The 24,006-nt window shown below is 56.0% G+C and carries 26 protein-coding genes, 1 pseudogene and 1 riboswitch; of the genes and pseudogenes, 18 read left to right on the forward strand and 9 right to left on the reverse strand.

The features are described 5' to 3' along the window. Window positions 1-71 precede the first annotated feature (71 nt). Window positions 72-452, forward strand: coding sequence for a glutaredoxin domain-containing protein (locus K0I63_RS00345; RefSeq protein WP_220082196.1), 381 nt, complete (start codon window positions 72-74; stop codon window positions 450-452). Window positions 453-538: 86 nt separating this feature from the next. Here the strand turns inward: K0I63_RS00345 and K0I63_RS00350 are convergent, their stop codons facing one another. Then, window positions 539-1,702 carry an iron-containing alcohol dehydrogenase gene (locus K0I63_RS00350; RefSeq protein WP_144202373.1) on the reverse strand — a complete coding sequence of 388 codons (1,164 nt, stop codon included), beginning with the start codon at window positions 1,700-1,702 and terminating at the stop codon, window positions 539-541. A gap of 204 nt (window positions 1,703-1,906) precedes the next feature. On the opposite strand from K0I63_RS00350, the gene K0I63_RS00355 reads away from it, so the two are divergent. Beyond that, window positions 1,907-2,773 (forward strand): AraC family transcriptional regulator, encoded by an 867-nt coding sequence (locus K0I63_RS00355; RefSeq protein WP_220082197.1) that lies wholly within the window; start codon window positions 1,907-1,909, stop codon window positions 2,771-2,773. 6 nt (window positions 2,774-2,779) lie between these two features. Here the strand turns inward: K0I63_RS00355 and K0I63_RS00360 are convergent, their stop codons facing one another. Beyond that, window positions 2,780-3,301: a hypothetical protein gene (locus K0I63_RS00360; protein WP_220059542.1), complete on the reverse strand. Its 522-nt coding sequence runs from the start codon at window positions 3,299-3,301 to the stop codon at window positions 2,780-2,782. A gap of 373 nt (window positions 3,302-3,674) precedes the next feature. Here K0I63_RS00360 and K0I63_RS00365 point away from each other — a divergent pair, with 373 nt between their 5' ends. Both K0I63_RS00365 and K0I63_RS00370 read left to right on the forward strand, forming a co-directional pair. Then, a complete protein-coding gene (locus K0I63_RS00365; RefSeq protein WP_011863883.1) occupies window positions 3,675-5,018 on the forward strand; it encodes a coproporphyrinogen III oxidase family protein in 1,344 nt (447 codons plus the stop codon). A gap of 84 nt (window positions 5,019-5,102) precedes the next feature. Beyond that, window positions 5,103-5,726: an HD domain-containing protein gene (locus K0I63_RS00370; protein WP_220082198.1), complete on the forward strand. Its 624-nt coding sequence runs from the start codon at window positions 5,103-5,105 to the stop codon at window positions 5,724-5,726. Here K0I63_RS00370 and K0I63_RS00375 read toward each other — a convergent pair. Then, window positions 5,723-5,938: a hypothetical protein gene (locus K0I63_RS00375; RefSeq protein ID WP_011863884.1), complete on the reverse strand. Its 216-nt coding sequence runs from the start codon at window positions 5,936-5,938 to the stop codon at window positions 5,723-5,725. The genes K0I63_RS00370 and K0I63_RS00375 overlap by 4 nt on opposite strands. A 292-nt stretch (window positions 5,939-6,230) precedes the next feature. Here K0I63_RS00375 and K0I63_RS00380 point away from each other — a divergent pair, with 292 nt between their 5' ends. The 4 genes and pseudogenes from K0I63_RS00380 (at window position 6,231) to K0I63_RS00395 (ending at window position 8,490) form a co-directional block, all read left to right on the forward strand. Then, the gene (locus tag K0I63_RS00380; RefSeq protein WP_144202384.1) at window positions 6,231-6,518 is read left to right on the forward strand and encodes a putative quinol monooxygenase; all 288 of its coding nucleotides are present in this window, start codon (window positions 6,231-6,233) and stop codon (window positions 6,516-6,518) included. A 21-nt stretch (window positions 6,519-6,539) separates the two neighbouring features. After that, window positions 6,540-7,064: pseudogene (locus tag K0I63_RS00385) on the forward strand (GNAT family N-acetyltransferase); the annotation flags it as partial. A 153-nt stretch (window positions 7,065-7,217) separates the two neighbouring features. After that, a complete protein-coding gene (locus K0I63_RS00390; RefSeq protein ID WP_258406226.1) occupies window positions 7,218-7,493 on the forward strand; it encodes a GNAT family N-acetyltransferase in 276 nt (91 codons plus the stop codon). A 136-nt stretch (window positions 7,494-7,629) separates the two neighbouring features. Further along, window positions 7,630-8,490, forward strand: coding sequence for a PfkB family carbohydrate kinase (locus K0I63_RS00395; protein WP_220043846.1), 861 nt, complete (start codon window positions 7,630-7,632; stop codon window positions 8,488-8,490). A gap of 204 nt (window positions 8,491-8,694) precedes the next feature. Here K0I63_RS00395 and K0I63_RS00400 read toward each other — a convergent pair whose 3' ends face one another. From K0I63_RS00400 to K0I63_RS00415, 4 genes are all read right to left on the reverse strand, one after another. Next, a complete protein-coding gene (locus K0I63_RS00400) occupies window positions 8,695-10,152 on the reverse strand; it encodes an alpha/beta fold hydrolase (protein WP_220082199.1) in 1,458 nt (485 codons plus the stop codon). 264 nt (window positions 10,153-10,416) lie between these two features. Beyond that, the gene (locus K0I63_RS00405) at window positions 10,417-11,709 is read right to left on the reverse strand and encodes an ATP-binding protein (RefSeq protein ID WP_220082200.1); all 1,293 of its coding nucleotides are present in this window, start codon (window positions 11,707-11,709) and stop codon (window positions 10,417-10,419) included. A 6-nt stretch (window positions 11,710-11,715) separates the two neighbouring features. Then, window positions 11,716-12,450: a response regulator gene (locus K0I63_RS00410; RefSeq protein ID WP_258406915.1), complete on the reverse strand. Its 735-nt coding sequence runs from the start codon at window positions 12,448-12,450 to the stop codon at window positions 11,716-11,718. 52 nt (window positions 12,451-12,502) lie between these two features. Beyond that, the gene (locus K0I63_RS00415; protein WP_220082201.1) at window positions 12,503-12,952 is read right to left on the reverse strand and encodes a CC0125/CC1285 family lipoprotein; all 450 of its coding nucleotides are present in this window, start codon (window positions 12,950-12,952) and stop codon (window positions 12,503-12,505) included. Window positions 12,953-13,086: 134 nt separating this feature from the next. Here K0I63_RS00415 and K0I63_RS00420 point away from each other — a divergent pair, with 134 nt between their 5' ends. Beyond that, window positions 13,087-13,779 carry an MOSC domain-containing protein gene (locus tag K0I63_RS00420; RefSeq protein WP_220082202.1) on the forward strand — a complete coding sequence of 231 codons (693 nt, stop codon included), beginning with the start codon at window positions 13,087-13,089 and terminating at the stop codon, window positions 13,777-13,779. Window positions 13,780-13,860: 81 nt separating this feature from the next. Beyond that, on the forward strand, window positions 13,861-14,181 hold the full coding sequence (locus K0I63_RS00425) for a DUF4870 domain-containing protein (RefSeq protein ID WP_144202491.1): 321 nt from the start codon (window positions 13,861-13,863) through the stop codon (window positions 14,179-14,181). A 74-nt stretch (window positions 14,182-14,255) separates the two neighbouring features. Here the strand turns inward: K0I63_RS00425 and K0I63_RS00430 are convergent, their stop codons facing one another. After that, window positions 14,256-16,172, reverse strand: coding sequence for a methyl-accepting chemotaxis protein (locus K0I63_RS00430; protein ID WP_220082203.1), 1,917 nt, complete (start codon window positions 16,170-16,172; stop codon window positions 14,256-14,258). Window positions 16,173-16,432: 260 nt separating this feature from the next. Further along, window positions 16,433-18,082: an electron transfer flavoprotein-ubiquinone oxidoreductase gene (locus tag K0I63_RS00435; RefSeq protein ID WP_220082204.1), complete on the reverse strand. Its 1,650-nt coding sequence runs from the start codon at window positions 18,080-18,082 to the stop codon at window positions 16,433-16,435. Between the two features lie 226 nt (window positions 18,083-18,308). Further along, window positions 18,309-18,443: riboswitch (molybdenum cofactor riboswitch) on the forward strand. On the opposite strand from K0I63_RS00435, the gene moaA reads away from it, so the two are divergent. From moaA to K0I63_RS00475, 8 genes are all read left to right on the forward strand, one after another. Then, window positions 18,431-19,411 (forward strand): GTP 3',8-cyclase MoaA, encoded by a 981-nt coding sequence (gene moaA, locus K0I63_RS00440; protein ID WP_220082205.1) that lies wholly within the window; start codon window positions 18,431-18,433, stop codon window positions 19,409-19,411. Its footprint overlaps the riboswitch before it by 13 nt. Before the next feature lie 111 nt (window positions 19,412-19,522). Next, a complete protein-coding gene (gene moaB, locus K0I63_RS00445; RefSeq protein WP_220043854.1) occupies window positions 19,523-20,053 on the forward strand; it encodes a molybdenum cofactor biosynthesis protein B in 531 nt (176 codons plus the stop codon). Continuing rightward, window positions 20,046-20,522 carry a cyclic pyranopterin monophosphate synthase MoaC gene (gene moaC / locus K0I63_RS00450; protein ID WP_041509675.1) on the forward strand — a complete coding sequence of 159 codons (477 nt, stop codon included), beginning with the start codon at window positions 20,046-20,048 and terminating at the stop codon, window positions 20,520-20,522. Before moaB ends, moaC begins: the two co-directional genes overlap by 8 nt. 37 nt (window positions 20,523-20,559) lie before the next feature. Next, on the forward strand, window positions 20,560-20,811 hold the full coding sequence (gene moaD / locus K0I63_RS00455) for a molybdopterin synthase sulfur carrier subunit (protein WP_011863899.1): 252 nt from the start codon (window positions 20,560-20,562) through the stop codon (window positions 20,809-20,811). 1 nt (window position 20,812) lies between these two features. After that, on the forward strand, window positions 20,813-21,280 hold the full coding sequence (gene moaE / locus K0I63_RS00460; protein WP_220082206.1) for a molybdopterin synthase catalytic subunit MoaE: 468 nt from the start codon (window positions 20,813-20,815) through the stop codon (window positions 21,278-21,280). Window positions 21,281-21,313: 33 nt separating this feature from the next. After that, window positions 21,314-22,138, forward strand: coding sequence for a molybdate ABC transporter substrate-binding protein (modA, locus tag K0I63_RS00465; RefSeq protein ID WP_220082207.1), 825 nt, complete (start codon window positions 21,314-21,316; stop codon window positions 22,136-22,138). After that, a complete protein-coding gene (gene modB / locus K0I63_RS00470) occupies window positions 22,138-22,818 on the forward strand; it encodes a molybdate ABC transporter permease subunit (RefSeq protein ID WP_011863902.1) in 681 nt (226 codons plus the stop codon). Before modA ends, modB begins: the two co-directional genes overlap by 1 nt. After that, on the forward strand, window positions 22,799-23,908 hold the full coding sequence (locus K0I63_RS00475) for an ABC transporter ATP-binding protein (protein ID WP_011863903.1): 1,110 nt from the start codon (window positions 22,799-22,801) through the stop codon (window positions 23,906-23,908). The genes modB and K0I63_RS00475 overlap by 20 nt, the downstream gene beginning before the upstream one ends. The last annotated feature ends 98 nt before the right edge of the window (window positions 23,909-24,006 follow it).

Raw genomic sequence — 24,006 nt, forward strand, 5'->3', positions numbered from 1 at the left:
ACGGATGTTGCGTTAATGCAAATTTTATGTAAATAATCTTGGCTGTCATTTATTCCAACTTGGTGATCATATTGAGAGCTTTATTAATTAATGCTGGGTTGTTTTTCTTCGTGATGATAATCGGATATTCATCAGTCTTAGGTATTAAGTGGGTAATGTCTGAGCCTATGGTTGTGAAGGGGGATTTTTCATTACATCGAGAAGCTTCTAGTAAGAAAGTATTGTTTTATGGCACGGATTGGTGCCCGATTTGTGAAAAAACGCGGACATACTTTAAGGCTCGTAAAGTAGATTATGACGAGCTAAATCCTGAGAAAGATGAACAAGTTATGACTAATTATTTGTTAACTGAGTCTAAAGGATATCCGGTAATAATTATCGGTAATACAATGATTTATGGATTTAATGTTGATGAAGTGGAATCGGCCCTAAAAGAAAATGGATTGATATAAGAGCTGTTTTCTCCTGCGTACAAGTCATATGGGAGCTAAGTCAAACTCAATGACTTAGCTCCTTTTCATAAAGTTTAAACGATTTTTTACCAGGCCAGCTGCAGGATCTCGCGGCTGATATCCAGGCCGAGGTCGCCTGACTCTGACAGGGCGGTCATGCCGTGGGCTTCAAGCGCCGCGACTATGTCGTCAATCTGCTCCTGAGCGATATCATAGTCGCGCAGGCGGGTCTTGAGGCCAAGTTGCTGGAAGAACTGCTCCGTCTTGTCGATCGCCAGGTCGACACGGCTGGCTTCGTCGCCCTCTGTGATGTCCCACACGCGCTCGGCGTATTGCAGCAGCTTGGCGTGCTTCTGGGTCTTGCGTACACGCCAGACAGATGGTAACACGGCGGCCAGAGTCTGGGCGTGGTCGATGCCAAATTGGGCCGTCAGCTCGTGACCAATCATATGGGTCGTCCAGTCAAACGGCACGCCGGCACCTATCATGCCGTTGAGGGCCGAGGTGGCACTCCACATCAGGTTGGCGCGGGCGTTGTAGTTTTCCGGCTCTTCCAGTGTGATGGGGCCAATCTCGATCAGGGTGCGCATAATCCCTTCGGCGGTTCTGTCCTGTACCCGACCATCCACCGGATAGGTGGCATATTGCTCCAGCACGTGGACGAAGGCGTCGACCACACCGTTAGCCACCTGAATCTTGGGCAGGGTGAAGGTCAGGGTCGGATCCAGCAGTGAGAAGGTTGGGTAGATGCTGGGATGGTTAACCGGGAACTTGCCGCCGTTATAGCTGACCACGCCGAAGGCGTTCATCTCTGAGCCCGTGGCAGGCAGCGTGGCTATGGTGCCCAGTGGCAAGACCTGATCTGCCTCGACCGGCACAGGGGCGAAACCGTGGAACAGCAGGCTGGCACTGTCACCCTCGAAGCGTGTCGCCAGGGCGATGAACTTGGTGCCATCCATCACAGAGCCGCCACCGACTGCCAGCAGGAAGTCGATAGACTCTTCTCTTGCCAGCTTGGCCGCCTTGGCCAAGGTCTCATACTGTGGATTGGCTTCGATGCCGCCGAATTCGACGACGGTGCGATCGCCCAGGGCGCTAAGTACCTTGTCCAGGGTGCCGAAGCGTTTCACGCTGCCGCCGCCATAGGTCACCATGACGCGGGCGCCGGCGGGGATCAGCTTGTCTAGCTCGGCCAGGCGGTCTTTACCGAAGACGATCTGTGTGGGATTGCGATAATCGAAGTTAAGCATGGGGATACCTTGTGTCACCTAATAATATGCTGCACATACTAGTCTCTTGGCGCGAGTTTTAAATACCTATTGCTGCACGGATCTTGCCTATTTCTGCTTTATTAAGTTTAAAAGGCATAAATTTGATAAAATTTGATGCCTTTTTCTGCTTGGGTGATATTATCGCCATCAGTTGAATCCTTATCCTGTCCCAAGAGGTGAAGTGTGAAGAGTGTTGCCGAGTTGATGTCTGAGCTGGCCCCAGATGAGGGGATGAACGACAGCGTATTGCCAGGTATCAAGCTGTTTCGCTGCTCCGCCTACGGTGCCCGAGGCCCCTTGTGTTACTCCCAGGGGATCATGATAGTGGGGCAGGGCAAGAAGCGTATCTATCTGGATAACAGGGTGTTTGACTATGATCCCCAGAACACCCTGGTGATGACAGTGCCCATGCCGGTGGAGTGTGAGACCTTCGCCAGTAAGGAGGAGCCAGTGCTGGTGATGATGATAGATATCGATCTGGCGCAGCTTAATCGCCTCATCCCCGTCATGGACAACCATCACAGGGTGCCCCAGGCCCTGAGCGAGTCGCGATTGCCCGGCTATTTCATCGCCCCGACCGGCGAGGCGATAGAATGTAGCATTCATCGTCTGCTGCAGGCATTGCAATCGCCGCTGGAGGCCGAGGCGCTGGGAGAGGCCATGGTGCTGGAGATCCTATATCGCCTGCTGGCCTTGCCCAACGCGGCGCCCCTCTATGCCCTGGCACTGAGTCATACCCGACTTTCTCGCATCGACAAGGCGCTGAGCTATCTGCATAAACATTACGCCGCCAGTATTGAGGTGGATCAGCTTGCCGCCCTGGTGAACATGAGCCCCTCGGCGTTTCATCGCTGCTTCAAGGAGGTGACTGCCTCATCGCCCATCCAGTACCTGAAGAAGGTGCGCCTGAACAAGGCCAAGGAGCTGTTGCAGCACCCCGGAGTGAAGGTGAAGCAGGCTGCCATCGAGGTGGGCTACGAGAGCCCGGCCCAGTTTAGCCGCGAGTTCAAACGTTACTTCAGCCACAGTCCGGGGGAATGTGCCAGATAAGGTTTCTTACTGCTTGATGCACTGCAATAGCACGACGAAAGGCGGCATATTGTTGTGGGCGACGCTGTGGCCTTCGGGTTCGGTGCGGCGCTTCTGATGCTGGCGCATGCCCACATCGTCCCCTTCGCCTGTCGCATACTCGGGTTCGTCTCCCGAATCATAGTAGTACCAGTCGTCATAGACATGGGTGTGCTTGGGTAGTTCGGCGAGTGTCAGTTTATGTTTCTCTTCGCCGCCTTTGTCATTGAGCTTGCGTACCGACAGCGCATTCTCCTGATGATTCACGGCTAAGGTAAAGCGGCCACGCCCTTCGGTGTAGGGCTGCCACCCCTCTGGGCAAGCGGCTAGATCGAAATAGGCCACCGTTTTGGCAGGTATGATGCTGCCGGTTTCGGCGATCTGTTTGCTCAGGGCGGAGAGTCCTTGGGTGTTGGCGAGGTTGTTGGCCGCGAGTTCTGTGTATTTCACATAGCCAAAGAGTGCCAGAGATGCGGTGAGCAGCACCGAAACCAGTAGATTCCATTTCATTTTTAACGTCCTTGTGTCGAATTGCGCTCCACTGAAACAGCCGGAGTCTATATCATTATTTTTATTAACTATTTAACCTACGCTATTTATTTTATCGCCGCAATAGGTCGATGCTTGCTGTCCACTCGTCGCATCATCTCTTTGCCTCTATTGGGTCAAAATGGGCGATCACATTTATTCAACATTTCCTAAAACATGACATGCTTAACAATTCTTCGGCTAATCTAATGCTAGGTGTTGTAACTCCAAGCCAGTTCACGTTTTATATATTCCTTAAGTGATACTTTTGTGTTCCGCAAATGGATGTGTATCGCTTTAAGTCCTTATTTATTAAAAGGCTTTGTTCTCAAAGTCGGTTCAGCTAGGAATATCTATGTCTTCGTCTTCTATTATTCAAACGGCGCCAGGTGCATTGATTAAGCCGTACCAAGCTAACATTACCGTCCCTAACTGGATGCTGAGCTCGATGGAACGAGTGATGCAGTATTATGTCGACAAGAATCTGCGACTCGATACTCAGTCCGCCTCCATGATGCCGGCGCCCGTCGAAGGCAAGAAGTACATGCTCTATGCCCATGTGCCTTTCTGCCATACCCTGTGCTCCTTCTGCACCTTCCACCGTTTCCTGTTTAAGGAGGAGAAGGCGCGCGCCTATTTCGTCTCGCTGCGTAAGGAGATGGAGATGGTTAAGGCGCTGGGATATGACTTCGAGTCCATGTATATCGGCGGTGGCACCACAACCGTATTAGAAGATGAGCTGGCGCGCACGATTGAATTTGCCAAGAAGCTGTTCCCAAGCATCAAAGAGGTCTCCTGCGAGTCGGATCCTCAGCATCTGGACAGCCCAGGCTTTAAGCAGCTGGAAGGCTTGGTGGATCGCATGTCTATTGGGGTGCAGAGCTTCAACGACGACATCCTGGCGATGACAGATCGTCTGGAGAAGTTTGGCTCGGGTCAGCAGACCTTCGATAAGATCATGGCGGCCAAGGAGCTGTTTCCTATCATCAACGTGGATCTTATCTTCGGCTTCCGGGGCCAGACAGATGAGGTGATTCAGCACGACTTGGATATGGCCTCACGCCTGGATCCCCGCCAGATCACCACCTATCCCTTGATGATCACCCATCAGACCCGTAAGAGCGTCAAGGGCAAGCTGGCCGCGCCTCAGGGGGATATGGCGCGTCAATACCGCCAGATCCTCAACAGCCTGAACGGTCAGTATAACCAGCTGTCGGCCTGGGCATTCGGCAAGGCCAACAACGAAGGTTTCGACGAGTATGTGATCGATTATGACGAGTATCTGGGGGTAGGTTCTGGCTCCTTCAGCTTCCTCAACGACACCCTGTATGTGAACACCTTCTCCCTGCGCAAGTATCAGGAGAATATCGCCTCGGGTCGTATGGGCGTCGAGCAGCAGAAAAACTACAGCCAGAAGGATGTGATGCAGTATCGCTTCCTGCTGGGGATGTTCTCGGGTCGCCTGTCGCGCAAATATTTCCGCGACACCTTCGGCGTCAATCTGGATTGGGCCCTGTTTAAAGAGATGACCTCGATGAAGGCGATCGGTGCCATCAAGAATGACCCGAACGATCCCGATAACCTGATCGTCACGGATAACGGCAAGATGATGGGCCTCTTGATGATGAAAGAGTTCTACTCAGGCATGGACAACGTGCGGGCGCAGCTGCGTAAGCCGCTTAAGCCTTGCGATATGTAGCCCTGCGAGATGTAAGGGGCATTTGCTATCCGAGCGAAAGAGGCCGATCATAGATCGGCCTTTTTTATTGCCGGAGTTCGCCCCATGCAGGCCTTTGAGTCGCTATTTTCCCAGTTTGTTGCCGCCGAGTTACCAGCCGATGCCGCCCATGATCTCGCCCATGTTAGGCGGGTGGTGAAGACGGCCAAGCGCCTGTGCGATCTCGAATCTGCCTGCGCCGAGGTAGTGGTGCCGGCCGCCTGGCTGCATGATTGTGTCACTTTGGCAAAAGACGATCCGAGGCGCAGTCAGGGCTCTTTGCTGGCGGCCGATAAGGCAATCACCTTCCTCGCTGGCGTGGATTATCCGCAGCAATACTTGGCCGCCATTCACCATGCCATTCTCGCCCATAGTTTCAGCGCGGGTATCGCCCCCGAGACGCTGGAGGCCAAGATAGTACAGGATGCCGACAGGCTCGATGCCCTGGGTGCCATAGGTGTGGTGCGCTGCCTACAGGTGGGCACCGCCTTGGGGCGGCCCCTGTATGCTGCGGAAGATCCCTTCTGTCGGGAGCGGGAGGCGGATGATAGCCGCTACACCTTAGATCATTTCAAGCAGAAGCTGTTTACCCTAGCGGATACCATGCAGACGACTGCTGCGAGGGAAGAGGCGCGGCATCGCACCCGGGTGATGCAGGACTTTCTCGACCAGCTGGCGCAAGAGATCTAGGGGAGCCGCTTGGGCGCCTGTCTGTGATTAGCCTTGGCGCGGCGTGCTAGCTTCTGCTCAAGCTGACGAGCCTCCTGGCGTATCTGTTCGATAAAGAGATCTTGGTAGCCCAGCAGCTCAAATTCTCTCAGGCACTGTTGGTAGCGGCGCAGTTTTTCTTCCTTGCATAGGGGCTTATCCATCAGCTCTTCTAATGTCAGTATTGAGTCCATTCAATAACCTCACAACCTCTTTTGCTTGTTAGCCTAACGTCAAGTTGGCAGCTTGTAGAGGCTGATTTTTATCCTAGAACCTCATAAGCCGAAAGATTGACGAGTTTTTATCAACTTTTTCAAATGCTTATTTCATTACCAAGGTTGGCTCAGGTATTAGGGCGCATATCACCTAAGCTAATATGGGCGATCGCTTACGCACTCATTGGTCGAAAAGCTCATAAGAGACGTTTGTGGAGCACCCGGTAATAGGGTAGCTTGGTGAATTGTTCATTTTGTACAGGGAAATCAGATGATAGTACGTATTGGCGAATTTCAGGCCGCGCCGGGCCAGGCAGAGGCATTGAAGGCCTTCCTCCTCTCATTGAGCGATTATATTTGCAACTCACCGGGCTGCCTCAGCTATGAGGTATTGTGTCCGGTCGACGAGGCGGACCGCCTTATGGTGATCGAGCGTTGGGAATCTGCCGAGCAGCACAGGGCGTCGGTGCAGGCCTATCCGAGCGATAAGATGCAGGCCGCCATGTCACTGTTCGCCGCACCGCCGAGCGGCGGTTACTATTCGTTGGCTCAGGCTTAGGCTTACGACAGGGCTTTAGTGATGATCTATTTCGAGACAGAGCGGCTTATCTGCCGCGCCTTCGAGCGGGCCGATCTTCAGGCCTTCACCGCCTACCGCGCCGATCCTGAGGTGGCCCGCTACCAGAGCTGGCAAGACTACCAGTATCAGGATGCGCTGGCGCTGTTTGAGAGTTTGCAGCAGACACCTTTCGGAGCAAACGGCACCTGGATGCAGCTGGCCCTCGTGTGTCGTCAGACCCAGGCCTTGGTGGGGGATCTGGCGCTGCATTTCATCGATGCGCAGCAGGTCGAGATAGGCTTTACCCTGGCAAGCGAGCATCAGGGCAAGGGGCTTGCCCGTGAGGCGCTGCAGGGGTTGTTGGTGTATCTGTTTGAGCGCCAGGGTAAGCACAGAGTCTCGGCCATCACAGACGTGCAAAATCACGCCGCTTGGGGGCTGCTTGAGCGCCTGGGCTTTCGCCGCGAGGCCCACTATCGCGACAACATCTTCTTCAAGGGCAGCTGGGGCAGCGAGTATGGCTATGGCCTGCTGGCGCGGGAGTGGCGCGAGGCGCAGGTGGGCGAGCCACTGCAGGAGTTTCGTCTGATCAAACGTGTGGCGCCTCTCAATGATTTCCTGCGCCTTCGGCAGATAACAGGCCTGACCCCAAGGTCTCGCGAGGCGGCAGAACTCGGCCTGCCTCTTAGCCTGTTTGGCGTGCATCTATTGGCGGGTGACAGGGTGATCGCCATGGGCCGGGTGGTGGGCGACGGCGCCCTCAACTTCGAGCTGGTGGATATCGCCGTGGATCCCGAATATCAGGGGCGCGGCCTGGGCAGCGCTATCATGAGCGCCATCATGGCCTATCTCGACGAGACGGCGCCTAAGGGGGCCTACATCACCTTAATGGCTGATGTGCCTGCCCTTTATCTCAAATTTGGCTTCGAGTACTCGCGCCCGGCGAGCGAAGGCATGTATAAGTTACAGGCCTAATTGGTTGAGAAGCCCCGCGGGCCTTGATATAAAGGAGGCTCGGCGGGCCCCAAAGTATTAGGTTTCCGGGGCTAATTTTCTCAACCCGTTTAGGCGAGCTTCTTTTTCTCCTGATCCGCTGTTACTCGGAGCATGCATGGCCAAAATTCTGCTGGTAGCCAACCTCAATTGCGATCGTATTCTCAGACTCGATAAACCCTTGAAGATGGGGGGGCGGTTTCACTATCAAGATGGTGGCCAGCGCCTGGGGGGCGGCGGTGCCAACACAGGCATAGGCCTGGTGTGGGCCGGGCACGAGGTAGCGCTGGTGAGTCAGGTGGGCCGCGACGAGATAGGCGATTGGCTGCTGGCCGAGACCAGCACACTAGGGATAGATTGCCGCCTGATGCAGCGCTATCAGCAACATACCTGTGAGATGCTGCTGGTGATGACGCCGGATGGCGAGCGCACCATCATACGTCCCGAGCGCCCCAGATTCGAGCTGGCGGCGCCGCCTAACTGGCGCCAGTGGGATGCCCTCTATATCAACTCCTCGGCTGAAGGTGCGGTGAGCTGGGCCAAGACAGCCTTGCCCCACAGCCTGGTGGTGGCGCAGCTGGCCAAGGATAACCGTGAGCGTCCCTGCCATGTGCTGATCGCCTCGCGGGCCGACATGCAGGGGCGCAGCGAACTGTCGCCCTGGCAATATGGCCTCTCCATCGCCGGAGACTGCCTGCAGGCCTTCATAGTGACAGATGGCGAGTCGGGCGCCATCCTCTATCAGGCAGATTCGCAGACCCATGTGGCGGCCGAGTCGGCCAGTGTGGTGGATACCACAGGGGCGGGAGATGCCTATGCGGCGGGCCTGATCCATGGGCTGGTGCGTGGCGATGAGTTTTGTCAGGCCATGGCCGAAGGTGCCCGTTGGGCCGCCTTTGCGGTGGCCACAGAGAGTTCGATACCGGGAGCAGAACTCAAAAACTATCTGGAAAATGAGCGTGCGAAAGAAGAGGCCTAGCGGGCACAACTTGTCATCATAATGTCATTAACTCGGCTTAGAGTATCGGCATTGGTCGCAAGCAGTTCCCTGACCTTGTTTTGTGTAGCTTCTTTTCTAACATAGTGTGTTTTTCTGTTCTCTCGCCCCATCTTCTGGGGCTTTTTTTTTTGCCCGAAAAAAAGCCCCGACCTTTTGGTCAGGGCTTAGGCCGAACGCTTGTCGTTAGTTGTATTTAAATACCGGGATCATGCTGGTGCACTGAGTCTTGATCTTCTGATCTGGCGCCGCCAGGAAGGCCATGGTGATGCCGTCGATACAGTTGCGATAAGGGTTCTGTGAAGTTAGCTGTACGTGGCCACCCTGAGGGTTGGTGAACAGCTGGGCATTAGGCATGTTCTTTACCACTAACTCGCCCCATGCCGGTGGCGTCTGATGATCGTTGCCGCCGTTGATCACCAGGATCGGTAGATTACTGGTCACGGCCTGGGTCTCTACGCTGTCGGCCGCGGCCACATCCCACGCCTTACAGCTGTCGATGTCGAATCCCTCATGGAACATCTTGTTCACGGTCAGTGTGGTCGTGGTGGACCAGTTTTTGTCGTTGCGACCCTCTAGAGCCGTCTGGTTGAGGAAGGCATATTCCTCGGCGCAGACCACTGACAGTGCCATAGGGGCAAAGTAGCCTTCGGCCTCTTCGTTGTCTTTCTCATTGATGATGATGTTCAGGTCCTTATCGATCGCCAGTATCAGGGGGACGACCCTGGCATCACCCGCTAGACTGGCGATGTAGTTGACGAAACGGATGGCTGCCTGCTCCTCCCCCTGATTCTGTAGTCGCTCGATGATAGATTCGATCATCGGCTTGAGGATCTCTGATGCACAATTAATCGAGGCATCGCAGTTGGCGACGATGCGATCCAACGTGGCATAGGTGGCCCAAGGTGTATCCGATAGGCCGTTGACCTCAATTGGGAATACACCGTCGAGGATGACGCTGCGAACCCCTTGGCTATCTTCGCGTATGATGGTCTCAGCTAAGCGGGTGCCGTAGGAGGCGCCGTAGAGATTCCAGCTGTCGAGCTTGAGTGCCTTTCTCAGCATGATGAAATCGTGGGCGCTCTGCACGCTCTGATAGGCGCTGAAGTCGACGCCCTTGGCCTTGAGGCGAGCCTTACAGGCCTTGACATGCTCGATTGAGCCCTTGACCGTGTTAAATTCGGTGCACTTGTAGGCGGGTTTGGCGTGGCCTGTGCCGCGCTGATCCACCAGATAGAAGTCGCGGTCGTTCCAGAGGTATTTCGCCTTGCTCTGGGTGAAGTCTTCCAGGCTGTCGATGGCCGAGTAGCCTGGACCGCCCTGCAGGTAGACCACGGGATCGGCCTTGGCCTCAGTCTTAATCGCCGGGATCTTCAGCACGGCGATCTCCATGGTTTTCTTGGAGGCACTCTGGCCCTTGAGGGCGTGTTTTTCCGGGACCGTCAGATAGCCGCAGCTGGCGCCTTTGGGCAGATCCTTACTCTTGGTGAACGTGCTGCAGTCAACGCTGGCGTAGGTGCCCACCTTGCTGGCGACCTCCTTCTTAGTGTCAGACTTGCTCGATTGGTTACAGCCGCCGAGGAGGGCGATTGCCATGACGAGTGTGCCAAAGGCCAATAGATTGGGCTTGTGTGTCAGGCTCATATACAACTTCCTTATGGGTTACAGACGAAGGCAATGAACCTGGCGAGCCGCAGGGACTCGATGCCTTTGGGTTCTGTGCCGTGATTATCTGTAGCGCATTATGGGGAGGCGGGACCCTGGGAAACAGAAGCACTCTGTATGGCTTTGTCTCGGCTTTGTATCGGAAGGCTTTGAATAGAAAAGCTTTGAGTGGAATAGCGCTAAATGGGAAAGTGCTAAATCTGTGAGTTTAGCTATCGCCTGGGCGCCGAGCCCTTAACGGGCTCATTCTGCCTTGGGCAGGCGCAGGGTAAAGCAGGGGCCGCCAAGCTCGCTGTTGCCCAGTGTCAGCTCGCCCTGATGCTGACGCACTATCTGCTTGGCGATGGCCAGTCCCAGACCGTGGCCGCCACTCTGCCTGTCTCTGGCCTTATCCAGACGCACGAAGGGCTCGAAGATAGACTGCCAATAGTCCTGAGGAATGGGCTGTCCGTCGTTGGCTATCTCGATAAGCACGCTGGTCTCGTCGCTGCTAAGGGTCACGTTGACGCAGCTTTGGGCGTACTTGTAGCCGTTGCGTATGATGTTGCTGGTGGCTCGCAGCAGCAGGTGGTTGGCGATGGGAGCCATCAGGCTTTCGTCACCGCTAAGCTGCAGGCGTTTGGGGGTCTCGAACTGCAGGTGTTCCAGCTGACTGGCCAGCAGCGGGTAGAGCCTGGTTGGTGTCAGGCTGAGTTGGGCGTCAGGCCTTTCCAGCTTGGCGAAGTGCAACAGCTCCTCGATCATGCCGCCCAGTTCGTTGAGATCTTCCTGAATTCCTTCAAGATACTGCATCTGCTCCGGGCGTACCCCCGAGTCGTCCAGCATGTCCAGGTTGCACTGGATGCGAAAGATGGGAGTGCGCGACTCGTGGGCGATGGCGTTGGTGAGGTTCTTATGGCTCTGGATCAGCTGAGAGATGCGATCGGCCATGATGTTGAACGACAGGTTAAGCTGACCCACGCTGTGAAGGCTGCTGGTGGAGGCGCGGGCGCTAAAATCGCCATAGGCGAAGGCGATGCAAGTCTTCTCCAGTCGCGCCAGTCGTCGGGAGATCACAAACAGCACCATGATACTGATCAGCGCCAGTGCCGCACACAACTCGACGAAGACAAACCACTCTTTGCGGTTGAGGGTGTTGATAAAGGGGGAGTCCGGGTCGTTGATGATGCCATAGACTACCTCTGGGTTGCTCTTCAGGCTGAAGTAGGCCTGATTCTCGTCCACATCTTCAATGTAGAGGCCGTAGTCTTTAACCCCTTGTTTGATCGCCTCGCTCAGGGTGTCATCCTTGATGTCATAGCGAGTCAGTGCCAGGTGGATATCCTTGGCAAAGCCTTGCAGCGCCAGCTCAGCCGCCTGAGCTCCCTGAGCTTCGCCTATCTTGTCTACCAAGTTGCGGGTGGCGGTGATCTCGTTGGCCAGCGAAGTGGCGTCCAGTGAGTCGGTGGAGAAGAGCTCAAACTGGTCCATGGCGATCACCGCGATGAAGAAGATCGCCAGGGCAGTGCTATAGATGAGGATAAACAGGCGCGTCACAAGGGATCACCAACGGTCGGGGACGAACAGATAGCCCCTGGCCCTGACTGTGATGATGCGCCGGGGCAGGGCGGGGTTGTCGCCCAGCTTCTTGCGCAGCACCACTATCTTGTTGTCTATGGTGCGGTCGATGCCGTCGTACTCTATGCCGCGGATCTGTTTGACCAGATATTCCCGGGTGAGGATCTCGTCGGCATGGGCGGCCAGCAGCCAGAGCAGGTCGAACTCGCTGGTGGTCAGGCTGATCTCTTCTCCCGCCAACAGACACTGCTTACGCTGCTGGTTGAGCTCAAGCTCGCCGAAGCTGAGGTGATGCTGCTCCTGGGGAGCCGATACCTTGGCCCGACGCATCAACATACGGATGCGTGCCAGCAGAACCCTGGGCTGTATCGGCTTGATGATAAAGTCGTCGGCGCCCATCTCCAGTGCCGCCACCTGATCCATGTCGTCTTCGCTGGCGGTGAGGAACAGTATCTTGCCATCGAAGACGGGTTGCAGCTGACGGCAGATGCTGAAGCCGTCCAGATTGGGCAACATGAGATCTAAGATAACCAGATCCGGCTGCTCGGCCAGTATGGTGGCGATGGCATCGGCGCCGTCGTGGACACAGACAGTCTCTATCTGCTGCATGGTCAGATAAGAGGACAGCAGCTGGCTGATCTTTTCGTCATCTTCAACGAGTACAACTTTGATGCTCATGTCGAGTGAGTCGTCGTGGGAGTGTGTTGATAAATCTAACATTATTTATCTAGCTCCAACAGGGACGAGTTCACACTCTTTTTGAGGACCTGGCCTACCATGTGAGGTGATCTATAAGGTAAGCGGCGTCATACACCTTGGTCGTCTGCATCGATGCTTTATCCTGCAGGCCGGTAACTTCGACGATCACCGAGGTCTCATTTTCCACTTTACCCAGGCCATAGCCCCAGTCCTTGTGGCCAAAACCCAGGGTGTCATTGCCGACCGCATCGCGGTGGTTCTGCTCTGTGGTGAGGGCAAAGTAGGGATAGCCATGGGCCTGGACTATCTCGGCGGACTTGCGCAGAACATATTTGCGGGCCAGGGCGCGATCTGTCATGTCGTTACCGACGAAGCTGATCTGCCAGCTATCGTCGGCTATCTGTACCACGTCGAAGCCTTCACCAAAGCTCCAGAAGGATTTTTCTGTGTCGTAAGAGGTGGCGCAGCCGCTCAGCAGGAGTATGAAACTCAGTATGAAGGCGGCCAATGGAGTTGTTTTCATGATATCTTTCCCAAGGAGAACTAAGCCGCTATTGTGCAGGGGCGATCCCCGGGGCGACAGAGGGAGTTTGTATTGAATTGTCTCGCCTTTGTCAGCGGGCGAGACGAGTAGACAGTGGTCAGGGGGAGAAAGTGATGACACGTTTGGTAAACAAGATTTCGGGCCTGTATCGTGGTGACAAGGCCGAGGCGTTCGAGGGAATACCCAGCATGATCGACGCCAAGCGGGCGTGCACTGGTTTGGTGGTGGGTGAGCTGGGCGTCGAGGGTGACGGCCAGGCGGATCCCAAGCATCACGGCGGCGCCGACCGTGTGCTACACCATTTTCCTCGCGAGCATTATGGTCAGTATCGTCGCTGGGACATGATGCAGGGATTCAAGGATGTGCCCGCCATGGGCGAGAACATCAGTACCGTTGGGCTGGACGAGACCCAAGTAAATATCGGTGACATCATCGCCATCGGCGAGGTGCGCCTGCAGGTGACTCAGCCGCGCTCCCCCTGCTTCAAGCTCAATCATCAGTTTGGTCATCCCGAGTTTGCCCTGGCCATGCAGACCAGCGGCCTGTGTGGCTGGTTCTATCGGGTGATCACGCCGGGTGAGATCAGCCTGGAGGACGATATCAGGCTTATCGAGCGCCGCACCGACATCAGCCTGCGCGAGGCGATGAGTATCTATTTCTCGCCCACCTTTGATGCCGGCGCCTACGATCGTCTGGCCAGTTGTGAGGGGCTGGCGAAGTCTTGGGTAAATAGCTTGCAGCGCCGCCTGGAAAGTCGCAAGATTGAGCCTTGGGAAATGCGTTTATTTGGGCCTAACCGCCTGTAGCAATACGTAAAATTGAGAATGAATCATCAAGGAGTGTAATTCGTGTCTGATATTGAACAACTGTCCCGTGACGATAGAAACATGGGCGTGGCGGTGCATCTGGCCAGCTTTTCCGGCTATCTGATCCCCTTTGGTTCTATACTAGGGCCGCTGATTGTCTGGCTGATGAAGCGAGAGGAGATCGCCTTCGTCGACAGCTGTGGTCGCAACTGCCTGAACTTCAAGATCAGCGTGATGGTATATGCCATCATCAGCATGATCCTCATGTTCGTCGGTATCGGTTTTATCCTGCTGGGAGTGCTGGCGATCTTCGATATCGTGGTCACCATCATCGCCGCCATGAAGGCCAGCGAGGGCATTAGTTACCAGTATCCGCTGACGATCAAGTTTCTTAAGCCTTGATGATTGCTTGGCAAAATAAAAAAGCCCGCGATTGCGGGCTTTTTTGTGGCTGAAGCCTTTAAGCAGTGAACCGCCTAGACCTTGAAGCCGGCGACCAGAGTATCTAGCCTGTGGGCCAGCTGGTTGAGCGACTGGCTGGCCTGGGCCACCGCCTGGGAGGTCTCGCTGGTACGCTGGGTGATCTCGCTGATCTCCGTGACGTTGCGGTTGATATCTTCCACCACGGTAGATTGCTCCTCGGTGGCCGCCGCGACCTGAATATTCATGTCTGTGATGGCGCCGATCTGTTGGCTGATCTCCGTCAGGGTGTGGCTGGCCTCATCGACCGCCTGCACTCCTTGCTGGCTGCGGCTCTTGCTCTGGGTCATCGCCTCGACGGCGCGGGCCGCCTCGCTCTGCAGGTTGTCGATCATCTTCTGCACCTCGTCGGTCGACGCGGCGGTGCGTGACGCGAGGTTACGTACCTCCTCGGCGACCACGGCGAAGCCTCGGCCTGCCTCACCGGCACGGGCGGCCTCGATGGCGGCGTTGAGGGCCAGCAGGTTGGTCTGATCCGACACGGCGCGGATCACATCCAGGATACTGCCGATGGAGGTGGTATGGGTGGCCAGGGACTCGATCACATTACCCACCTGTTCCACATCCTGAGACAGCTGATTGATGGTGTCGCGCGCGCGGGTCACCACTATCTGGCCGTTGCTGGAGGCGTTGTCGGCGTCCTTGGCGTTGTCGGCTGCCTGGGCGGCGTTGCCGGCGATCTCGTGCACGGTCGCGCCCATCTCGTTGATGGCGGTGACCACCATCATGGTCTGATCTTTCTGCAGCTGGCTGTCGTCCTGAGTCTGCTGGGCCTGATTGGCCACATCCTTGGCGGCGTGACTCAGCTGCACGCTGGTGTCTGTCACCTCTATGATGGAGTGTTGGATCTTCTCGATGAAGCTGTTGAAGCCCTTGGCCAGCTGCGCCAGCTCGTCGTTACCCTCGACTGGTAGACGTTGGCGCAGATCCCCTTCACCCTGACCTATGTCCTGTAGCATGTCGGCCACCTTAGCGATGGGCTGACTGACCGAGGCGGAGACGAAGGTGGAGAGGCCGATAAAGGCGGCGGCGATCAGCACTGTCCAGATGAGGATCTGATAGGCCGACTCTTCGAGCAGGGCAAACACCTCGGCCCTGGGCACTTGGGCCACCAGATACCAGTCCATCGAGGGAATATAGCTGCTTGCGACCAGCAATGTCTCGCCGTCGAGCTCCGTCTGTGTCAGGCCAAAGTCGCCTTTGTTGAGCAGCTCTCTGGTCACGTTATCGCCATAGAGCGAGCTCAGGCTGGCCTTGCCTATCTGGCTGGTGTCCGAGTGTAGCTTAACGTCACCCTTGGCATCGACCAGGTAGACGAAGCCGGTATCTTCGATCTTGAAGGATTTCAGCAGACGCACCATGTCGTCCAGCGACTTGGCCAGACCCACCAGGCCGCGGTCGTTGGGCTGTTGGTAGTTGATGAAGAGCTTCACCTCGCCATTGGCCTCGGTGAACACGTTGAGCATGCGCTCTGTGCCGCTGTTTTTATAGTTGAAGAACCAGCCATCCTGATCCGGGGTAAGGATCCGCAGAAAGCCGTCCTGGGTGTAGTAGGCGGCGGTCTGTCTGTCGGCATAGGAGGCCTGCACCAGCTTATATTGCTGCTGTACATCCTTGAGCTGGGCGATCACCAGAGGCTCTGTCTCGGCAGGGCGGCCCTCGACCAGCCACTGCTTGAGCATCTTGCTGCTGGCGAGCTGCTCGGCGGCGTTCATCAGGGTGGCGATATCCATCTCTACCTTGTTGCGGATCGCCTGCAAGGTGTTGGGCAGCTCGGAGGTGAGCATGCGCTGCTCGACGACTTCCTTGGCGCTACGTTGACTCAAGACACCCACGAGCACGGTCGACAACAATACCGCGACGGTAACCGTGAGTAAGATCTTCTGCTTGATGGTGAGCATGTTTAGTTTCATCGTTTATGACTCGCATCTACTCTGTCCGAGCATGCCTCGGATGTGTGAATACTAGATTATTAAGGTTAGTCGCTGTTTTCTAAACACGCTAAACCATTGAACTTTTTTGAGGGCAGGAGGATCCTTTAGGATCACTTAGTGCGTCTTGGTAACGCTTGTAGGTATGGCGCCATTATGGTGGCCTGGGATGTTAAGCGCAAGTAAAAACGCGCCCTAAGGCGCGTTTGAATCTGTCTGTTTGCCGAGCAACAAGGCCTGGCTTACATGTTCGGATAGTTAGGTCCGCCGCCGCCCTCTGGGGTGACCCAGGTGATGTTCTGGCTCGGATCTTTGATGTCACAGGTCTTACAGTGGATGCAGTTCTGACCGTTGATGACAAATTTCTTCTCGCCGGCTTCTTCCACCACCTCATACACACCCGCCGGGCAGTAACGCTGGGCCGGTTCGTCGAACTTGACCAGGTTCACCTCGATAGGGATACGCTCGTCTTTGAGACGCAGGTGACACAGCTGATCTTCCTCGTGGAAGGTGTTCGACAGGTAGACGGAGGAGAGCTTGTCGAAGCTTAGCTTACCGTCAGGCTTTGGATAATCTATCTTGCTGTAGGCACTGACCTCGGCCATCTGGGCATAGTCGGCCTTTTCATCCCGCAAGGTGATAGGGAACTTGCCGCCAAACCAGTTCTGGTCGATATAGTTGAAGGCACCGCCCAGGTAGGCTCCGAACTTGTGCATTGCCGGGCCGAAGTTGCGTGAGCAGTAGAGCTCATCCTGCAACCAGCTCTGTTCGAATTTCTCCTGGTAGCAGTCGAGATCCTTACCGCCTTCTACGCCGGCATGCAGGGCGTGGCAGATGGTTTCGGCCGCAATCATGCCGCTCTTCATCGCCGTGTGGGTGCCTTTGATCTTAGCGAAGTTCAGGGTACCTGCGTCACAACCTATGATCAGGCCGCCAGGGAAGCTCATCTTAGGCAGCGAGTTGAGGCCACCCTTGGTGATGGCGCGGGCGCCATAGCAGAGACGTTCACCGCCCTGTAGGTACTGGCTGATCACTGGATGTGTCTTGTAGCGCTGGAACTCATCGAAGGGGCTCAGATGTGGGTTTTGATAATTGAGATCTATGATGAGACCCACGGCGATCTGGTTGTCTTCCATATGATAGAGGAAGCCGCCGCCCGAGGCGCCGTCTGTCAGTGGCCAGCCACCTGTGTGGACCACTTTACCCTGCTGGTGTTGCTCGGTGGGGACCTTCCAGATCTCCTTGAAGCCCAGGCCGTAGTGTTGCGGCGTCTTGCCGTTGTCCAGGTGGAATTTCTCGATCAGCTGCTTGCCCAGGTGGCCGCGGCAACCTTCGCTAAATACAGTGTACTTGGCGTGCAGTTCCATGCCCGGTTCATAGCTGTCTTTTGGCTGGCCATCGGCGCCGACGCCCATGTCGCCTATGATGATCCCCTTGACGCTGCCATCTTCGTTAAACAGCAGCTCGCTGGCGGGGAAGCCTGGGAAGATCTCGACGCCCAAGGCCTCGGCACGCTCAGCCAGCCAACGGGCCAGGTTGCCGACGCTGATGATATAGTTGCCATCGTTGTGCATCGTCTTAGGGATAAAGGCATTGGGCATGGCACGTGAGGCCGAGTCTGAGCTAAGCATAAACAGCTCGTCATGGGTCACGGCCGTGTGTAGCGGTGCACCTTGCTCTTTCCAGTCGCCAAATAGTTCGTCGAGTACCTTAGGTTCGAACACGGCACCCGAGAGAATGTGCGCGCCCACTTCCGAGCCTTTCTCGACCACACAGACAGTCAGCTCTTGGCCGGCGTCTTGTGAGATTTGCATTAGTCGACATGCGGTAGCCAGGCCAGCTGGGCCTGCGCCAACGATAACGACGTCGAACTCCATCGATTCGCGTTCCATCACTTCACCTCTTTTAGCTTTCCCCCGATTGAAACGGGTGTTTTATTCTTTGTCTCCACCTTACCCTAAAATAGCGAAATGGCACAGAGTTTAAGCAGTCAGGATAGACTAATTGATGGTATTTATCTTCGTGAGCGGTGTCACATTATGTTAACGCCCGATTGATCTTAAACAAAAAACGGGAAGTTTCTGCTATAAAACCCGGTCTATATCGGCCTATAATTGAGAAACGACGGTTCTCCGAGCTTTCTCTCCTACGTCCACAGATAGGGAGATTAAGCCGTGGCAATTGTGCCACCGGGGTGAGGAAAGAAATTGACTCACCTCCCCTTACTTGGAAAGGTGATCATGTCTCAACTACAAGACAATTTTGGTCGAAGATTTCACTATTTACGGATGTCGGTAACCGATGTCTGTAACTTCAAATGCACATACTGCCTCCCTGATGGTTATCGCCCAGACGGTAAGCCTAAGTTTTTAGATCTCAACGAGATCGAGAATCTGGTGGGCGCCTTTGCCGAGGTCGGCACCCAGAAGATCCGCATCACGGGCGGTGAGCCCACGTTGCGTAAAGATTTTACCGATATCGTGCGTATCGTCGCCGACAACGACAAGATCAAGACGCTGGCGACTACCACCAACGGCTATCGTCTCGAGAAGCATGCCAAGGAGTGGTTCGATGCCGGTCTGAGACGCATCAACGTCTCGGTAGACAGCCTGGACCCACGCATGTTTTATCAGATCACCGGCGAGAATAAGTTCGACGAGGTGATGCGTGGCGTCGATGCTGCCCTGGAGGCGGGGTTTGAGCGGGTGAAGATCAATGCCGTGTTGCTCAAGGGCTTAAACGACAAAGACTTACCGCGCTTCTTGCACTGGATCAAGCACACCCCAATCGACCTGCGTTTCATCGAGCTGATGGAAACCGGTTTGGGACGCGAGTACTTCAAGGCTCATCATCTGGCGGGCGCCGACATCAAGTCGCAGCTTGTTCAGGATGGCTGGCAACTGGATCAGTCGGCGGTCGACGATGGTCCGGCGCAAAACTTCAGCCATGACGATTTCAAGGGACGCATAGGGCTTATCATGCCCTACGAGAAGAACTTCTGCGCCAGCTGTAATCGCCTGCGTGTCTCCGCCAAGGGGAAACTGCATCTCTGCCTCTTCACCGAGCACGGTGTGGATCTTAGGGATCTGTTGCAGTCCCATGAGCAGCGCAATGAGCTGATCGAACGGCTCCATGGCCAACTGAGGGCGAAGAAGGAAACCCACTTCCTCCACGATGGCATCACTGGCGTAACGCAGCATCTGGCGTCTATCGGCGGCTAGAGGGCTTGCGCTAGCGCAAGAAGTTGCGTACGCCGTGTGGGTATACTCTGCCCATATTCCTGTCGGCGCATCTGATAATCGCTAACAACACCAAGAGTGAAGAGAGACGTTATGGGTCATTGCACTAGAACTCAATTTGAACCGCTCAATATCGCGGTATTAACCCTGTCCGACTCCCGGGATCTGAGCCAGGACACCTCGGGACAATTTTTACAAGACGCCTTGTTAGAGGCCGGGCACAAGCTGGCGGATCGCCGCCTGATTAAAGATGACAAGTATCAGATACGTTCGGTATTGTCTCAGTGGATCGCATCGAACGATGTGCAGGTGATCATCACCACGGGCGGCACAGGTTTTACCGAGCGCGACAACACGCCTCAGGCGGTCAGACCGCTATTTGATCGTGAGATTGAAGGCTTTGGTGAGCTGTTCCGTCATATCACCTATACCGAGCTGGGCACCTCGACGGTGCAGTCCCGCGCCCTGGGCGGCTTTGCCAACAAGACAGCCATCTTCTGTCTGCCGGGCTCAACCGGTGCCTGCAAGACGGGCTGGAACAAGATTTTAAGAGAACAACTGGATGCCACTCACAGACCCTGTAACTTTGTGATGCACGTGAAGAAGGTAGCAATTGATGAGTAGTGAATTTACCCATATTAATGCCGATGGCAATGCCCACATGGTTGATGTCACCGAGAAGGCGGTTACCGAGCGCGAGGCCCGCGCCGAAGCCTTCATCGAGATGGCGCCCGAGACGCTTGAGATGATCATGAGCGGCAGCCACCACAAGGGCGATGTGTTCGCTACGGCCCGCATCGCGGGGATCCAGGCGGCGAAGAAGACCTCAGATCTGATCCCGCTGTGCCACCCCCTGATGCTGACCAAGGTCGAGGTGGATCTCGAGGCGCAGCCCGCACACAACCGTGTGCGTATCACCAGCCTGTGTAAGCTGTCGGGTAAGACTGGTGTCGAGATGGAGGCGCTCACCGCGGCCTCTGTGGCGGCGCTGACCATCTACGACATGTGCAAGGCGGTGCAGAAAGATATGGTGATCTCTCAGACTCGCCTGCTGGAGAAGCGTGGCGGCAAGTCGGGGCATTTCAAGGTTTAGTTCAAGGTTTAAGCGACAAGTATTTAGGGTAAAGATTATGATAAATGTGCTGTTTTTCGCCCAGGTGCGCGAACTATTAGGTGAGAGCACCATAGAAGTCGAGGCAAGCGAGCAGACCACTACAGCCGAAGGCCTGCGTGCCTTGCTGGCAGCCAAAGATGACAAGTGGGGCAAAGTATTGGCTTCCGACAAGCTACTGGTGGCGGTCAATCAGACCATCAGCAGCTGGGATACCCAGGTCGAAGATGGTGACGAGGTTGCCTTCTTCCCCCCTGTCACCGGAGGTTAAGATGAGCCAAGCGATCGATCGGGTATTGGTGCAGACCCAAGACTTTAGCGTTCCGGATGAATACGCCCGTATCGCGACGGACGACAGCGATGGCGCCGTGGTCACCTTCGTGGGTAAGGTACGCGACTTCAACGATGGCAGCGCGGTTACCGATCTGACCCTGGAACACTATCCTGGCATGACAGAGGCGGTGCTGAATCAGATAGCCGTCGAGGCCAGAGAGCGCTGGCCGCTGACCCATGTGACCATCATTCACCGGGTCGGCACCATGGCTTTGGGCGAGCAGATCGTCTTTATCGGTGTCACCAGTGCCCATCGCAAGGCGGCGTTCGCGGCCTGTGAGTTTTTGATCGATTTCCTCAAGACTAAGGCGCCATTTTGGAAGCTAGAGGCGGGCGATCAGGGCAAGAACTGGGTCGAGGCTAAAGATGCCGACGAACAGGCAGCCAAGATGTGGGAAAAGCAGTAAGCTGGGACGAGTGCCCGGTTGATGAGGGTTGAAATGGATTTACTCAGAGGTTTTGTTTTAGGCTGCCTGCTGCTGTTGGGAGTTACCCCAAGCTGGGCTGCCGAGGTGCCGGCCATCGCCGCCGCCTCCAACATCAAGTTTGCCCTGGATAAGATCGCCGCCGACTTTACCAAGGATACGGGCAAGCGGGTGCGCATCTCCTATGGCTCCTCGGGCAACTTTGTGGCGCAGCTGCGTCATGGCGCACCGTTCGAACTTTTTCTGTCGGCAGACGATAAATATATTTATCAATTACATAAGCTTGGTGTAACTCAGAGCGACGGTGAGATCTATGCCATAGGGCGTCTGGCGCTGGCCGCACCCAAGCGTTCGCCTTTGAGCCTAGATGTCGAGCTTGTCGGCGTGAAGACCTTGCTTGAGCAGGGTGAATTGAAGCGTTTCGCCATCGCCAACCCAGATCACGCGCCATATGGCGAGCGTGCCCGGGAGGCGCTGCAACATCTGGGACTCTGGCAATCTTTGCAGCCTTATCTCATCTACGGCGAGAACGTGTCTCAGGCGGCGCAGTTTGCCCTGAGCGGTTCGACCGATGGCGGCATCGTCGCCTTGTCGCTGGCGATGGCGCCTCAGTTTCGCGCCGCCAGCCACTATGTGGCGCTGCCGAGCGAGTGGCATTCGCCCATGAATCAGCGCATGGTGCTCACGCCTAAGGCGGGGGAGACCGCCAAGGCCTTCTATGCCTACCTGTCGCAGGCGAAGGCGAGGGAGGTATTCCTCGAGTTTGGCTTCGGCCTGCCAGGCGACAGCCAGGGTGATGACGTCGTTGATGCTGCTAAAAAGCCGGCCGGAGACCACTGATGGATTGGCAGGCGCTGCTGCTTTCGATCAAGTTAAGCTGTGTCACTGTGCTGGTGTTGATCCCCTTTGCCATCTGGGCCGGTCGCTTCCTGGCGTACCGTCAGTTTAGAGGCAAATCCTGGCTGGAGGCGCTGATCATGGTGCCTCTGGTGTTGCCACCGACAGTGATCGGCTACTACCTGCTGGTGGGGCTGGGCAGCCAATCCTGGCTGGGTCAGACGTTAGAAGCCCTGCTGGGGCAGCAGCTGGTATTCCATTTTTCTGGCCTGGTGGTGGCCTCAGTGCTGGTCAATATTCCCTTTGCCATACAGCCGATTCAGCGCGCCTTCGAGTCTGTGCCCGAAGAGGTGCGAGACGCTGGAGCCTGCTGCGGCATGAGCCCGGCCAAGGTGCTGTTTAAGATAGAGCTGCCCCTGGTGTGGCCCGGTGTGCTAACCGCGCTGGTGCTCTGTTTCTCCCATGTGCTGGGCGAGTTTGGTGTGGTGCTGATGATGGGCGGCAATATCGCCGGCGAGACCAAGACGATCGCCATCTCCATCTATGACAGCGTACAGGCGTTCGATTTCGCCGCCGCGGGGCAGATGTCACTGCTGCTCTTGCTGTTTGCCATCACAGCGCTGGCGCTCACCACGAGTCTGTCCCGTCGATTAGGAGGCGTGAGTGTCTCAAGACGTCGCTGATCTCAGTTGTAAGATCTTCCAGCAAGAGGGGATCGCCCTGGATGCCGAGTTTGTCTGCAAGGCAGGCGAAGTGCTGGCGGTTGTCGGCCCCTCGGGCGGCGGTAAGTCGACCCTGATGCGGATGATCGCCGGACTGACCAAACCTGAATCGGGCGAGATTCGCTATGGTGACAGCGTCTGGTTCAGCAGCGAGAGCGGCCGCTATCTGACGCCACAGCAACGCCATCTTGGCTATGTGCCGCAGCATTTTGGCCTGTTTCCCAACATGACGGCGCTGGCCAACGTGGTGGCGGCGCTGGATCATATTCCTAAGGCAGAGCGGGTCGCGCGGGCCAAAGACTGGCTCGAGCGGGTGAACCTTCACGGCCTGCCGGACAGACTGCCGGCCAACCTGTCCGGCGGGCAACGCCAGCGGGTGGCACTGGCCAGGGCCCTGGCCCGTGAGCCCAGGGTCCTGCTGTTGGACGAGCCTTTCTCCGCCGTCGACAGGGAGACCCGCGAGCGTCTCTATCTGGAGCTGGCCCGGCTCAAGGAGCAGCTGGCGATCCCTGTGATCATGGTGACTCACGATCTCAACGAGGCGTTGCTGCTGGCGGATCGCATGATCCTCATCAGTCAAGGCACCTTGCTGCAGCAAGGCAGTCCGCGGGAGGTATTGAGCCGTCCCCGCAACGAGGCGGTTGCCAAACAGATGGGGCTGAGAAACCTGTTCGATGCCCATGTGGTGGCTCAGGAGGCGGAGCGGCAGATCACCTGGCTCAGGTTTGGCGAGCATCTGATTGCCGGTAACTACTGCGAGCAGCTGGCCATAGGTGCCAAGGTGCGCTGGGTGATCCCCAATCAGGGGGTGAGGTTTAACTCCATCACCAAGGGACGCCTGTGCCGCAGCTTCAACAAGCTCAGCATCACCATAGAGTCCTGTCTCAGCATGGGGGAGACCATGCGCATCCTCGCCAGCATCAAGGGGGTGAAGCATCATCTCAATGCCGAGGTGCCGCTGCATTTCGCCCAGAAGATGGGCCTGGCGCCCGGCGTGGAGACAGAGGTGGCCCTCAAGTCTGAGCTGATCCATATCCTGGAAAATGACTAAGCTGTTGCGTTGCTGAATAGAATATGATCAATCCTTAATACGGCTTCCATCTCCCCGATAATTGCCGTCATCTATCCTTGGGTATTAAGACTCGAGGA

Source organism: Shewanella rhizosphaerae (assembly GCF_019457655.1).
Lineage (GTDB): Bacteria > Pseudomonadota > Gammaproteobacteria > Enterobacterales > Shewanellaceae > Shewanella > Shewanella loihica.